16 protein-coding genes and 2 rRNA genes are annotated in these 13,016 nt (G+C 36.1%); 5 read left to right on the top strand and 13 right to left on the bottom strand.

Annotated features, from left to right (window positions below; translation table 11 throughout):
• The first annotated feature begins 70 nt into the window (after positions 1 to 70).
• From ACIQX2_RS04740 to ACIQX2_RS04730, 3 genes are all read left to right on the top strand, one after another.
• Positions 71 to 598, top strand: coding sequence for an RNA polymerase sigma factor (locus tag ACIQX2_RS04740; RefSeq protein ID WP_402849071.1), 528 nt, complete (start codon positions 71 to 73; stop codon positions 596 to 598).
• A gap of 2 nt (positions 599 to 600) precedes the next feature.
• Entirely contained in the window at positions 601 to 1,344 is a 744-nt protein-coding gene (locus ACIQX2_RS04735; protein ID WP_402847508.1) for a hypothetical protein, read from the top strand.
• A gap of 62 nt (positions 1,345 to 1,406) precedes the next feature.
• Complete coding sequence (locus ACIQX2_RS04730; RefSeq protein ID WP_402847507.1) at positions 1,407 to 1,595, top strand: CsbD family protein; 189 nt, start codon at positions 1,407 to 1,409, stop codon at positions 1,593 to 1,595.
• A gap of 101 nt (positions 1,596 to 1,696) precedes the next feature.
• Here the strand turns inward: ACIQX2_RS04730 and ACIQX2_RS04725 are convergent, their stop codons facing one another.
• From ACIQX2_RS04725 to ACIQX2_RS04695, 7 genes are all read right to left on the bottom strand, one after another.
• The gene (locus ACIQX2_RS04725; RefSeq protein WP_402847506.1) at positions 1,697 to 2,494 is read right to left on the bottom strand and encodes a metallophosphoesterase; all 798 of its coding nucleotides are present in this window, start codon (positions 2,492 to 2,494) and stop codon (positions 1,697 to 1,699) included.
• A complete protein-coding gene (locus tag ACIQX2_RS04720; protein WP_402847505.1) occupies positions 2,495 to 3,130 on the bottom strand; it encodes an NAD(P)-dependent oxidoreductase in 636 nt (211 codons plus the stop codon).
• Between the two features lie 179 nt (positions 3,131 to 3,309).
• Positions 3,310 to 3,582, bottom strand: a complete 273-nt coding sequence (locus ACIQX2_RS04715; protein WP_402847504.1) for a hypothetical protein — start codon at positions 3,580 to 3,582, stop codon at positions 3,310 to 3,312.
• A gap of 87 nt (positions 3,583 to 3,669) precedes the next feature.
• Complete coding sequence (locus ACIQX2_RS04710) at positions 3,670 to 4,374, bottom strand: CBS domain-containing protein (protein ID WP_402847503.1); 705 nt, start codon at positions 4,372 to 4,374, stop codon at positions 3,670 to 3,672.
• Positions 4,375 to 4,390: 16 nt separating this feature from the next.
• Entirely contained in the window at positions 4,391 to 5,173 is a 783-nt protein-coding gene (locus ACIQX2_RS04705) for an ABC transporter permease (protein WP_402847502.1), read from the bottom strand.
• Positions 5,166 to 6,071: an ABC transporter ATP-binding protein gene (locus ACIQX2_RS04700; protein WP_402847501.1), complete on the bottom strand. Its 906-nt coding sequence runs from the start codon at positions 6,069 to 6,071 to the stop codon at positions 5,166 to 5,168. Before ACIQX2_RS04700 ends, ACIQX2_RS04705 begins: the two co-directional genes overlap by 8 nt.
• Complete coding sequence (locus tag ACIQX2_RS04695; protein ID WP_402847500.1) at positions 6,068 to 6,265, bottom strand: PLDc N-terminal domain-containing protein; 198 nt, start codon at positions 6,263 to 6,265, stop codon at positions 6,068 to 6,070. The genes ACIQX2_RS04700 and ACIQX2_RS04695 overlap by 4 nt, the downstream gene beginning before the upstream one ends.
• 159 nt (positions 6,266 to 6,424) lie before the next feature.
• Here ACIQX2_RS04695 and ACIQX2_RS04690 point away from each other — a divergent pair, with 159 nt between their 5' ends.
• Positions 6,425 to 6,997 carry a GNAT family N-acetyltransferase gene (locus tag ACIQX2_RS04690; RefSeq protein ID WP_402847499.1) on the top strand — a complete coding sequence of 191 codons (573 nt, stop codon included), beginning with the start codon at positions 6,425 to 6,427 and terminating at the stop codon, positions 6,995 to 6,997.
• A gap of 13 nt (positions 6,998 to 7,010) precedes the next feature.
• Entirely contained in the window at positions 7,011 to 7,913 is a 903-nt protein-coding gene (locus ACIQX2_RS04685; RefSeq protein ID WP_402847498.1) for an EamA family transporter, read from the top strand.
• Positions 7,914 to 7,927: 14 nt separating this feature from the next.
• Here ACIQX2_RS04685 and ACIQX2_RS04680 read toward each other — a convergent pair whose 3' ends face one another.
• The 6 genes from ACIQX2_RS04680 to ACIQX2_RS04655 form a co-directional block, all read right to left on the bottom strand.
• Positions 7,928 to 8,314 carry a hypothetical protein gene (locus ACIQX2_RS04680; protein WP_402847497.1) on the bottom strand — a complete coding sequence of 129 codons (387 nt, stop codon included), beginning with the start codon at positions 8,312 to 8,314 and terminating at the stop codon, positions 7,928 to 7,930.
• Positions 8,315 to 8,316: 2 nt separating this feature from the next.
• Positions 8,317 to 10,287: an MMPL family transporter gene (locus tag ACIQX2_RS04675; protein ID WP_402847496.1), complete on the bottom strand. Its 1,971-nt coding sequence runs from the start codon at positions 10,285 to 10,287 to the stop codon at positions 8,317 to 8,319.
• Between the two features lie 73 nt (positions 10,288 to 10,360).
• Positions 10,361 to 11,743, bottom strand: a complete 1,383-nt coding sequence (locus ACIQX2_RS04670; RefSeq protein WP_402847495.1) for a sensor histidine kinase — start codon at positions 11,741 to 11,743, stop codon at positions 10,361 to 10,363.
• A complete protein-coding gene (locus ACIQX2_RS04665; protein WP_402847494.1) occupies positions 11,740 to 12,414 on the bottom strand; it encodes a response regulator transcription factor in 675 nt (224 codons plus the stop codon). The genes ACIQX2_RS04670 and ACIQX2_RS04665 overlap by 4 nt, the downstream gene beginning before the upstream one ends.
• Positions 12,415 to 12,568: 154 nt before the next feature.
• A 5S ribosomal RNA gene (rrf, locus tag ACIQX2_RS04660) occupies positions 12,569 to 12,684 on the bottom strand.
• A gap of 187 nt (positions 12,685 to 12,871) precedes the next feature.
• Positions 12,872 to 13,016: ribosomal RNA gene (locus ACIQX2_RS04655) — 23S ribosomal RNA — on the bottom strand; the annotation flags it as partial.

Here is a 13,016-nt window from a genome sequence, read left to right as displayed (position 1 = left end):
TTTTTTATTTTTGACTAAACTTTTTCACAGCTTGCAGGGTATATATAGTGAAAGGAGTGAAAAAGTGCACATGAATGATGACATCTTAGGAGAAATTAGAAATGGTAGTCGTGATGCTTTTAAACAGTTTTACGATACGTATGAAAATTATGCGATTCGAACAGCAAAAGCTATTACAAGAAATGATGAGCATGCAAAAGATGCAGTGCAAGAGACCTTTATAAGAGTTTTCCGCAATATATCTTCCTATAATTCCACTTTATCATTTGATGCATGGTTTTATCGTATTTTAGTAAATGAGTGTTATCGTATTTTAACTAAAGAGAAGAAAAGTACCCCCTTGGATACTTCTACAATAGAAAATAACACACAACTGACAGAGCATTCGAAAGAAAATTTGTCCGACTTATATAGCATGCTTCAAAATATGGCTGACTTATATCGCATTCCTATTTTACTCAAATATATAAAAGGTTTTTCTGAAAAAGAAATCGCCAATATTTTAGATTTGAATCAGAACACGGTGAAATCCAGACTTTTTAATGGGCGGAACTTATTAAAGACTCAATTAGAGATGATGGAAATGGAGGGAAATTAATAATGGACCAATTAGACGACAGATTAAAGAAGGAAATTTTAGATCATACGGAGGAAACCCCTTCTATATTAAAAAATGATATATGGAATCATATAGATCAAGAGCTATTTCATACGAAAAGCAGAAGAGCGAAGAAAGTGAAAAAAAAATCGAAGGTAATTCCAATTGTTATTGCTGCAGCTGCCGGATTGATGATTCTATTTAGTACACAAACAGAAACAGGTAGTGCTTTTATTAAACAAATAAAGGATTTGTTCGTTCTGGAAAAGGAAATTACGCAAAGTATCGAAGGCAATGAGGAGGAAACTAACGTAAACCTGCAGGAAGGTAAAGATTCCGAGTATATTATTTATATAGATGAAGAGCGGTATAAGCTGTTGAACGGGGTAGAATCGGATATTATAACAACAAAAGAGCCTTTGGAAGAAAGATATCCTGAAGTTTCAATGGAAATCAAACAGTTTAAGAATGTTACTCCAGAGGATATGGTTTCTACTTTAGAAACAGAGCTTGCTTCTGAATATACAAAGGTAACAGCAACAGAAACTGTTACGGAACCAGTAAACGGTTATAAATTACATGGTATTAGTGGTTCGGAATGGGATAGCCCTGTAACGAATGTATATGTTGTTGACAACCTAAATGGAGGAAGCTTTGTTATTACGGAGAAATACTTTTTAGAAGCTGCAGAAGGTCATGGTGCTAGATTCTATGCTATGCTGAAAGAATTTGAAATAATAGAATAAGTTTAGACTTCACCCTCTGGGGTAAATAAATAGTAGAGTTAAAAATTGGAGGAGGAATACACATGAGTGGATTATCTGACAAAGTTAAAGGTGCCGTGAACAAAACAAAAGGTGAAGCAAAAGATCAATTCGGTAATGCTACCGACGATCACAAATTACAAGCAGAAGGTAAATTCGATAAATTAAAGGGTGAAGTTCAAGAAGAAGTCGGCGAGTTAAAAGATCGCTACGACCGAAAAGACGAACGTTAATATGCACGCAGTAACTAAGGACAATCAGATGTTGATAAAAAAATAGATACTTTTTTAAAATAGGACCGCTGACTATATTTTTTAGTCAGTGGTCCTTTCATTTATAAGGTTTTTAACGTTACAAGGACAATCTCCGGTGAATTTAATACCCTTACAGGAATCACGCTATTTCCTAACCCCCTACTCACAATCATGTGCGTAGTATTTTCCGTGTACATTCCTGCTGTATAGCGAGGAAATAGACCCTGTCCAGGTGCTACAAGACCACCGAGACCAGGAATTCGAAACTGACCTCCATGTGCATGTCCTGAAAAAACAACATCCATTTTATAATCTATGTAGTCTTGAAAAGTCTCAGGTCGATGGGAAAGCACTAGGGTAAACAGATCATTTTCCTCAAATTCACGCAAAGCCTCATTTACCGAAATTCCATTTAGAGGATCCTCAATACCAATAATTCGAATTTCATCTCCATTATGCTCTATTATTTGTTCTTCATTCGAAAGTACCTTTACCCCTAAATCTATTAAAGAGGTCTTTATGTTATCGATGTCATTAGTAGCAATTTCATGGTTTCCCGTTACATAGTAAGTGGAGGCTATATCCACAATATTTCTTACTAATTCTAAGCTTTGGTCTAAATTATAACGGTTACTATCAATCAAATCACCCGTGATAAAAATAAGATCCGGGTTTGATTTTTGTATTTTTTTTACTAATTTTTCTTGCTTGTCTCCGAAGGTTGCATCATGTAAGTCCGAAATTTGCAGGATTTTTAACCCATTGAAGCTAGTAGGAATTCTATCCGATTCCACAGTAATTTTAGTCGTTTGAATCCAACTATTACTTATGAATAGCAACAGGATGATCGCTACGATAAATAATAATAATTTTTTCATTTAATTTTCTCCTAATAATGGACTCATGATTCCTACTCGGTAACCAATATGCTCCTTGTTCAATAACTCATTTACAGTGAACATAGCAGTATCCCCTGTTGTCGTTTGCACCGCACCCTCTGGTAACTTATTGCGCAAAACAGTATATTCAGCTGTCGAAGCTCCTGTTGGTAAATAGGTCGGGCAAACAATAGTCCAATCTAGTAAAGTATCTCTTAACAAGTCATACACTTTATGGTGCTCCTGCGCAGCCTTTGTAGATTTCCGCTTAGATTCGGATGATTGATATCGAAGAATTCCGGGCTCTGCTCTACTATCCAATATACCTGCAGTACCAATCGTTATAATTCGCTTTACCTGTTGCTTTTGCATATTGGAAATTATATGTGTGATTGACTCTGTTAATACCGTTGTTTTATCTGTGTCAAGTGCACTTATAACAGCATCTACTTCCGATAACGTTGCTACTATATCCGAAGAATTTCTTGCATCTCCTTGTAGGACGGTTAGACCATCCTTGGGTTGCAATTTTTCAGGGTTTCTTATCAATGCATTAACTTTTATACCTTGTTCTAGTAGTAACGTGAGAATAGCATGTCCCACACGTCCGGTTGCTCCAAAGAGGGCTATTTTCATCTATCCTACCTCCAGTTTTCTATTTTTTTAACTTTGCATTTTAGGGTTATCATAGATGGTTGCACTTTTCAGGGCTTGCATAAGCGCTTAGGCTTTTCTAATTATAACATCAAAAAGAGTATTCCTTCTTTTACAAAGGAACACTCTTTTGTCGAACTATGTTATTTCCCAGGAAATAATTAATAAGTATTCATAGAAAAAATAAATGCAAATACTGCTCCATAAAAAATAATCATAAGTACGATACAAATAGCCATCCAAATAAGAGAAGCACGGGCATAATTACGTCTTGGATCGGGATTTCCAAATCCCCAGATGAATAACATGACAATATTGACGATTGGAATGACCATTATAAGCATTGTAATCAGCCATTCCCCAACTGTCATATCTTTCGCATTCTTTTCATGGGTATCATATCTGTGTTCTTGAGCCTTTTCTAATGATTCCATCATATCCCTCCTTTTCGACTTTCATAGACATTTTAGTGCCCATCTTAATATTATGACAGATTCCAAGAAAAAGACTACCTTACGAAATTATTCTACCTTCAGTAAACTAATAGGAGTTACAATTCCAATTAATTTATCACTTTCTTTTCCATCCTCCGTGATTAGAAGTGCTTCTAACCGTCTTCCCCGTATTACAGATGACTTAAATATTTCTACAGCTTCAAAAACAGAGGCCTGTGCATGTATAAACTGATGATTATTTCTATTACTTTCATGTGCTAGTATTTCTGATAACACCGTTTTTTTTCTCGAAAAGGATTCAGAATCCACTTTACTCGCCATCCACATAGTAATACCTACTGGAGAGATAAGTCCTTTAAAGGATTTCCCCTTATATACGGGAAATTGATTGTACTTTTTATCTTTAATCACCTTTAAGGCATAGCTTAGTGAGTCCGTTTCTTGAAAGGTTGTCACATTTGTCCGGAACATTTGAGCTACGGTAATGGGTTTAGCTAAGGCACCTTCAATTTCCTCCATTTTCGCCACAACATCATCATGGGGTTCAGCAATGGCAAATTCTATAGATGTACGGTGATGTACTATAGCATTTCTCAAATCGCCATACTCTCTTAAATCTGCTTCATATCTTCTAATAACTGCATTTTTCTTTTTAGCAAAATCAATTAATCGAAAAAATGCCATATGTTCATTCGTACCAATAAGATCCTTCATCAATTGATCTATTCGGTTGTAGGAAACGGTAAATCGATCCGAATTACGTGCTACCAACTAAATCACCTCTCAACTAGATTTTTGCTTTTGCTACATTTCGCTTGGCCAAATAAACTGCACCAATTACTAACAACACAACTAACACTAACGTAACACTCAAACTCCAGAAAAATGGCACTTTGTCTAAATTACCACTTAAGATTTGTCCTGCATACATTGGTAGCTTCCAAGGTGAAATGGTCCAGTAAGTACCTAGCAGACTATCCACCAATTGTACGACTATTAGTATGAAGATTGATATAACCGAAGCTACTCCCGTAGAAAAAGCTGCACTGGAGCAAATTACAACACTAATAGCAAATAGCAACCAAATACTATACGTTCCTAAAAACCCAATAAATGCAGCTCCATCTACTGCTCCATACAATATATACGTATAATAGACATTCGCTAAAAGACCAATACATGCACTTCCTATTATTAGGATGCTCATAATAGCTGCTTTACTAAACACATATCCAAAATAAGAAATGGGTCTTACGTATAACATAATTCCCGTCCCGTTTTTGCGTTCCCGAGCAATGATACCAGCAAATCCAAAAGCTACTATTAACAAACCAATAAATTGATACTGACCAATTGTAGACATGATTATTTGTTCAGGTTTGTATTCTGGGAGCTGAAACGCCATATCACTCGGTATATTTCCTACCGCATTTAGAATTTGAGGTAAATAGTAATAAGTCAACGGTTCAGAAATACCAAATAAAATAAACACTAAAGGGATCCATAAAATCTTAAAGTTACGAACATTTTCACGCCACTCTTTTCGAAACATTATAAAGAAATTATTCAACCTTATTCACCACCTGCATGAAGATTTCTTCTAAACTGGCAGAAGCCCGCTCTACCTTTGATAATCGTAGATTGCTATTAGCAAGTACCTGTAATACTTCATTCATCATTGGCTTGTTGTCCTCAAGATGTATAAAAACAACCTCATTTTCTTGTCTAGCTGACCAAGGAGAGATTTCGACAAACTTTGCTGCCTCTTCCGTGTCTGCAAAAATGACTTTAAATAGAGGATTTGCATACTTGTCTCGTACTTCCTTCAATGAACCTTGTTCTACTAGTTGCCCCTTTCTTAAAAACAGCAACTGATCTGTCATTTCCTCTGCATCATTCAAAATATGAGTGGAATATAAAATAGTCGTATGTTCCTGTAACTCTTTTAGAAGATTCATTATTTCTCTTCTACCAACGGGATCTAAAGCAGATACAGGTTCATCTAGCAAAAGCAATCCTGGTTTATGCACAATAGCTTGCGCTAATCCAAGCCTTTGCTTCATTCCTCCAGAAAAGGTACCTGTTTTTTTATTCTTTGCATCTCCTAAACCAACAAAGTCTAGCGTTCTTTCTGCTTGTGATTTGGCCATTTTGCCTTCTATTCCACTTAGCTTTGCTACCATTTCAGTAAATTCAAGTGCTGTTAGCCACGAATAAAATTGCGGATATTGTGGCAGGAAGCCTATTTCTCTTCGAATGTCACCTTTCAAATCCCCGTCAATGACAACTGAACCACTTGTTTGCTTTAATAGTCCTGCTAGGATAGACAGCGTAGTAGTCTTACCTGCACCATTTGGGCCTATCAAAGCTGTAGCAGTGTTTTTGTTAAGCGAAAAAGTAATTTGATTTATTGCTATTTCATTCCCATATTCCTTTGTTAACCCATGCACATGTAGTAATGTTTTCATTCATTCCGTCTCCCTACGATAAAATAAATAATAGGTCCAATAATATTGATAAAAATAATAATAATTGCCCACATCCACTTTGGCCCATTGGTGTACTTCACGCGAACTAGATCAATCACTGCAACTATGACTAATAATAGTTGAATGATGATAACAGGTAAGATGAGCATCCAAGGTATTGAATCCCAGTCCATTGTTCTTCCCCCTTTTTTTCTCTCTTCTATTCTACTACATATAGAACAGAAAAGTTTCAATTAATTTTTTTAATATTTATATTTTTACTTTACCTCGACTGCTATTTAGTTCAACAATCATCATTATGTTATAATAATCAGTTGGAAGGTGAATTAATAATGGAAATCTTAATCAGAAAAGCTCTCAAAAAAGATGCAAATGAAGCTATCCCTCTAATAATGGATGCCATCGGAGACATCTCCATGCAAATGACTGGTGAAACAGAAGAAGCTGCCATTACTAAAGAGTTTAGACAACTATTTACACGTACGGATAATCGACATTCCTATTTATATACGTATATTGCTGAATTGAACGGACATGTTGCAGGAGTAATGGTATTTTATTCCGCGGAACAGGCAGTTACTCTAGATGCAAACTTAGAAGCATATTTATCTAACAAAAAAGGCACAGTAGTAATAATAGACCCCGAAACCGCTCCCGGAGAATGGTATATCGACACGGTCGTAGTGGACCCAACATATCGTGGTCATGGAATCGGGACTAAATTATTAAGCTATGCGGAACAATTAGTGAAGAATTCTGGTGGTGGTAAACTAGCCTTGAATGTTGAGATTAAAAAAGAAGCTGCTATTCGCTTGTATAATCGCCTAGGATTTGATACCCTATGTCCTTGGACAATTATTGGTGAGCCTTTTCATCATATGGTGAAAACCATAGTCGTAGATTAAAGGAGAAACTTATATGAAATTTTGGATATACCCTCTTATGGTTGTGTTTGCTGCAAGCAGCTATGGGACGTTATCAACTATGGTTAAACTAGCAATCCAAGATGGCTATACAGCCTCTGAAGCGGTTTCTAGTCAATATATTGTTGGATTTATATTAGCTTTAATTTTATACCTCATTACCCAACGAAAACTTCCTCGTTTGTATGGAGGGTTTAAAATTATTTTGTTAGCAGGTGTGTTTACAGCTACTACAGGAATTGTTTATGGTATGTCACTTATATACTTGCCTGCCTCTCTTGCAGTTGTTATGCTATTCCAATTTACATGGATTGGCACCTTAATCGATTGTATTATTAGAAAGAGATTTCCATCCAGAGCAGAAAAAATTTCTCTAGTAATATTATTTGTAGGGACAATTTTAGCTGCTGGAGTATTGGATGTAGATTTAAGTGGAATCGATTGGAGAGGCTGGGTTTACGGTTTTGCTGCTGCTGTTTCCTTCTCATTGAATATGAATGTGAATACGAAGCAAGTCAAAGGGATGAATACTACAACCCGTCTATTATTTGTTTCCTTTATCGCAGCGCTCATGATTGGTTTATTCCAAAATCCAGAAATTATTTGGAATGGAAAACTATTTACTGAATCACTCCTATTTTATGGACTAGCCCTCGGGTTATTAGGTATTATTGTCCCGATTTACTTCTTTGTAATTGCAGTACCTAAAGTAGGTGGCGCGGTATCTTCTATATTAAGTGCGATGGAGTTGCCGGTTGCTGTTATCGTATCAGTCATCGTGTTAAGTGAGGCTCTTTCTATAATACAAGTAGTAGGAATAGTCATCATTTTATTGGGAATGTGTATTCCAACATATGCAGATATTCGAAAAAACAAAAAGCTGAAGGTTAATACATAACCTCCAGCTTATTGTTATTTTTCGATTGTAAATGTCACGAGTACGAATACTGCGAAGCTTAGTAACAGCGTTGAACCTCCAATTATATATGCTACTAACGCCAATGTTTCATTTATATTAAACGGTTGTATAAACTGAAGATACATTCCAAGTGTTAAGCCAATAGCCCCAATTATAGCTGACCATCCATGAAACGCAACAAGTTTAGGGAACTTCACTTTATATAATTTATAAAACAGTCCATATACAAATAACGACAACCAGCCAACCAGTAAAATATGTGCATGAATGGGGCGTAGTGCATAGGTTCCCGCCCCCGCCATATGAGAACCAAGGTATGCTCCTAATAATCCAAATAATGCCCCTGCTCGTACAAAACGTATACTCCATCTTTCTTGCATATTTATTTCCCCCTACTTTTCTTTGTAATTGTTAATAACGCTGGTAATAATAATGGTCGAACGATAAATGTATCCAACAGTACACCAACTGCTACAGCAAAACCAAATACTTTAAGCTCCATAACTGGCTGCGATATTAAAACGGCAAATGTAGCCGCAAGTATTAATCCTGCTGATGAAATAACACTTCCCGTTTTTTCAACAGCTTTCGCAATAGCTTCTAGTTCATCACGCTTTTTCCGTTCTTCTTTCAATCTGCTCATTAACATAATTGAATAATCTACACCTAGTGCTACTAAAAATACAAACGTGTAAAGTGGTATTCGATAACTAAAGGACTTATATCCGAGGAACACATCAAAAATCCATGTAGATAATCCTAAAGCTGCTCCGAATGACAATAAAATGGAGAACATCATCAACAATGATGCCCGCATCGACCTAGTTTGGAAAGCAAGCATTAATCCGATCAGTACTGTCATTAACCCCATTACTAGTAATGTATCTCTATTATTAATATGACGAATATCCACTTGCTTCACTGTCTCTCCACTTACTAAAACCTGTTGATCTCTTAATTCATCTCTAATCATATCCACTTCATCCAGAGCTTCCTGGCTATAAGGGTTTGCTTTTAATATAATAGAGAACTGTGTGTATAGATCACTTCCTGAAGGCGATGCACGTACCTGACTTACAAGTGATCTATCTTCTATCCACTCTCGAATAGCTGCAACTTCTTTTTCATCCTTGGATTTTACGAGAATCGTTGTTGGTGCTATTTCTCCTTCTGAAAATGCATCACCAAGTTTTGTAAAACCTTCTTTTGATGATAACTCATCTGGGAAAGATGCCAGTAGATCGTAGGAGTAGATGATTGTTGTTGCATGCCATGTGCCAATCCCTAGCAGTATCAAAATGGGTATTGCTACTCTCCATGGTTTTTTTGTACTTACATTTCCCGCATTTGCCCAAATTTTTGTAGTTTTTTCTTTGTTTTTCGTCATTTTTACTACTGCAAACAAAGCTGGCAATAAAGTAAGTCCGGCAATTAGCATAATAATCACTGCAATCGCGAACACTGGTGCAAAATTACGATATGGTTCATATATGGCTAAAGCAAGTGTTGCAACTCCCGCTAAAATGGTTCCACCACTAAAAAGAATGGTTTCTCTGGTTTTAGCAAGTGCAACCCTCATGTCCTGCTCTTCTTTATATCTTGCATATAGCAAGAGGGAATAATCGGTTATCACGGCAAACAACAAAATCATCATAATCGACAGTGCCTGGTTTTCAATCGTAATAGATGTGAACTTACCAATAAGACCAATAATTCTATCCACTACTCCATACACTATTCCTGCTCCAATTAAGGGTATGATAGCAAGAATGAATGAGCGATAAATAATAATTAGTAGGATAAAAATAATTCCTACTGTTGCTAGTAGTAAAACTACATCAGCCTGTGAAAATAGCTCCATTGTATCGCTTGCTATACCAGCCGGTCCTGTATAATAAATAGTAAAATCTGATGGAATAATGTTAGATACATTATTTTTTATTTCTTCTACTTTTTTATGAACCTCTTTGCTTTCTAGCTGTCCTTCCAAAATTAATGGTACAAAGAATGTTTTTTTATCTTCAGACACAAAAGAATTTCGTTGCTCCTTTGGGATTTTAGAAAACTTCGGTATACTTGAGTAATTTTGTTCCATTAATTCTAATACGCTTTGAATTTCATCCTCAGTATTATTCTTGTTACGATCAAAAACGATTATTAAAGGTATTCCTTCTTTACTAGATGAGTTTTCTTTCATAACTTTATCTGCTTGAATAGACAATGCAGTATCTGGAAGTCCTGAATTTTTTGATGTACTTGACACTTCTTTACTAGAAGGAGCAAAGAGTGTAAGTAATCCTAGCGCTATAAGCCAACTGACTATTATAACTAGCCAGCTCCGTTTATTTTTCATCACTATACCTCCTATGTATTTCCTTATAAGAGGTACTATACAAGTTGAAAGTGAACAGAAGATGAACAGATAATTACAGCTTATTTAATCGAATGATTACTCTAGTTCCATGAGGAGCTACGCTTTCAAAAGAAAGCATACCTTGATGTGACTGGATAACCTCCTGGACAATTGCTAGGCCAAGTCCACTACCCTCAATTTGCGTGGAGCGAGCTTCGTCTTCCCTATAAAACCTTTCCGTCCATTGGTTATAATTAGTATCTTTATTCCCACTGCCTGTGTCCTGAATTGACACGCATACATTTTCTTCACTTTCTTCTAAAACAATTTGTATTTCTCCTTGAGAGTGATTATACTTTATAGCATTTGAAAGTAGATTTTCCCAAACATACTCAAGCATTTCACTGTCACCGTATACATTTACTGGGTTTAACTTTATATTAATAGATATCTCTTTTTCATCTAGTAGCCATCTAAATTTCTGAATGACCTGTTTTAACTGCCTATCTAGTGAAAAGGGTTCTTTTTTGGTTCGACTATTTGCTTGGTCAAAGGAAGTAAGAACTAATAACTGCTTCATAACATTAGAGAGCCGTTTTGACTCTTGTTGAATAATCGTTACATACTTTAAATGATCAGCTGCACTTAGCTCTCCACCTTCAAGCAAATGAGCATATCCTTGTATATTCAATAGCGGTGTCTGAAAATCGTGTGATACTCTGGAGATAAACTCCTTTTTGTATCGATCGCTCGCATCCAGTTGTTTAACCATATTCCGAAAGCTATCTGCTAGTTGTCCTATTTCATCATGCTGATAGATCGATAACTCTGCTTGAAAGTCTTCGTTAGCTATTTTATTTGTTGCTAACGTCAATTTAGTTAACGGATTAATCATTTTCTTAGCAACAATCAACATAGCTATCACACTAAGAATAATCATTATTGCTACTAATCCACCTAATAACAAGTGAATTTCATTAAATAAGAATTTAATATTCGGTCGTTGAAACAATGCGTAATTTTTCCCCTCATAAGTAAATGGAACTCCAACGGTATTCGTTAATTCATTAGAAAAGTAACCTGTTATAAAGGTTTCATTAGGGAACTCTCTCATTCCGTGGTATGTTTCTCCATTTAAAACTCTGTCAACGATTGATTTATTAATCCTCTGGACCCGAAATTTACCTCCATAAGCTCTTTCTAGCCCGTCTTCACCAACGACGTATAATTGATACCCAGTATTGCCTATTGACTGGAGAAAAGAGTCCAGTTCACTATTATTAGACATATTTATACTATTTACAATTGATTTTGCTACTAATACGTTTTTTTCATCATTTTTTTCCTTAAGATTATGATGATAATATGTATTTACTATCATAAATCCTAATGTTCCACTAGCAAACATTATAAGCAGTGTCATCCACACGAACTTGCTATACAAAGTTCTCATCATGTAGACTCCTCCAACTTATAACCAACTCCACGCACGGTCTTAATCTGTATTTGCGTCTCTGATTTTGATAATCTCTCTCTTACCCTTTTAATATGAACACTTAATGTCTGCTCGTCTCCTTCAAAATCTATTCCCCAAATTGTTTCAATTAACTGGTCTCTAGTAAAGACTTGGTTTGGCATAGAAGCTAACTTGGAAAGTAGCTCAAACTCTTTTAAGGGTAAAACTAAGACCTCATCTCCAATCTGAACCTCAAAGCTTTTCCGATTGATTAACATATTACCAATTCGGATGTTAACATCACTTGTTTTATCATATCTTCTTAAAATAGCACGGATGCGAAATAATAATTCTTTTGGCTCAAAAGGTTTTACTAAATAATCATCTGATCCAGCAATATAGCCTTTTTCTTTATCTTCTAGTTTTCCTTTTGCTGTTAAGAGCAATACAGGAATATTGTATTGTTCACGTATTAACTTGGTTAATTGAAGACCGTCCATAACTGGCATCATAACATCTATTACTGCTAAATCTGGTAGTTCCCGTTCCAATATGTTTAATCCATCTTTTCCATTTACAGCTTTAATAACGCGGTACCCAGATTGAGATAAATATAGTGAAATTAATTCAAGTGTATGTATGTCATCATCAACTGCTAATATTACTACCACCGTGACCCCTCCTAAATGCATGTAGTTATTTTATATTGTGTCTGTTTAATTGTAATACAGCAAGTAAATAACGATTTATGTGGAAGATTGAGTGATACTATTTTCAAAACAAAAAAGTCGCTACCGATAAACTCGGTAACGACTTTTTCTTTGTGCCCAGCGACGTCCTACTCTCACAGGGGGAGACCCCCAACTACCATCGGCGCTGAAGAGCTTAACTTCCGTGTTCGGTATGGGAACGGGTGTGACCTCTTCGCCATCATCACTAGACTAATTCGGCTTTCAATATACGGCGCATCGCGTTGTCAACTTCATTCGTTCAGTTAGTCACGTACGTTAGTACGTTCCTTCCTTCTCTCAATCGTTTCCTAGCACTGCTTGTATCTTGAAACCCTCATATAAATAGAGTGCTTGTTCACTCAAAACTGGATAAACGACATTGTTACGTTAAACAAATTTGGTTAAGTCCTCGATCGATTAGTATTCGTCAGCTGCACGTGTCGCCACGCTTCCACCCCGAACCTATCTACCTCATCGTCTTTGAGGGATCTTACTTACTTGCGTAATGGGAAATCTCATCTTGAGGGGGGCTTCGTGCTTAG

Origin of the sequence: Psychrobacillus sp. NPDC096623, assembly GCF_044762655.1 — a bacterium.
Taxonomy (GTDB): domain Bacteria; phylum Bacillota; class Bacilli; order Bacillales_A; family Planococcaceae; genus Psychrobacillus.
Note: the sequence above shows the minus strand (reverse complement) of the source record. Positions and strands in the feature narration are given on the sequence as shown.

Coding starts and splice junctions, on each gene's coding strand:
- ACIQX2_RS04740 (WP_402849071.1), top strand. CDS start 71: ATGAATGATGACATCTTAGGAGAAATTAGAAATGGTAGTCGTGATGCT.
- ACIQX2_RS04735 (WP_402847508.1), top strand. CDS start 601: ATGGACCAATTAGACGACAGATTAAAGAAGGAAATTTTAGATCATACG.
- ACIQX2_RS04730 (WP_402847507.1), top strand. CDS start 1,407: ATGAGTGGATTATCTGACAAAGTTAAAGGTGCCGTGAACAAAACAAAA.
- ACIQX2_RS04725 (WP_402847506.1), bottom strand. CDS start 2,494: ATGAAAAAATTATTATTATTTATCGTAGCGATCATCCTGTTGCTATTC.
- ACIQX2_RS04720 (WP_402847505.1), bottom strand. CDS start 3,130: ATGAAAATAGCCCTCTTTGGAGCAACCGGACGTGTGGGACATGCTATT.
- ACIQX2_RS04715 (WP_402847504.1), bottom strand. CDS start 3,582: ATGGAATCATTAGAAAAGGCTCAAGAACACAGATATGATACCCATGAA.
- ACIQX2_RS04700 (WP_402847501.1), bottom strand. CDS start 6,071: ATGAAAACATTACTACATGTGCATGGGTTAACAAAGGAATATGGGAAT.
- ACIQX2_RS04695 (WP_402847500.1), bottom strand. CDS start 6,265: ATGGACTGGGATTCAATACCTTGGATGCTCATCTTACCTGTTATCATC.
- ACIQX2_RS04690 (WP_402847499.1), top strand. CDS start 6,425: ATGGAAATCTTAATCAGAAAAGCTCTCAAAAAAGATGCAAATGAAGCT.
- ACIQX2_RS04685 (WP_402847498.1), top strand. CDS start 7,011: ATGAAATTTTGGATATACCCTCTTATGGTTGTGTTTGCTGCAAGCAGC.
- ACIQX2_RS04680 (WP_402847497.1), bottom strand. CDS start 8,314: ATGCAAGAAAGATGGAGTATACGTTTTGTACGAGCAGGGGCATTATTT.
- ACIQX2_RS04675 (WP_402847496.1), bottom strand. CDS start 10,287: ATGAAAAATAAACGGAGCTGGCTAGTTATAATAGTCAGTTGGCTTATA.
- ACIQX2_RS04670 (WP_402847495.1), bottom strand. CDS start 11,743: ATGATGAGAACTTTGTATAGCAAGTTCGTGTGGATGACACTGCTTATA.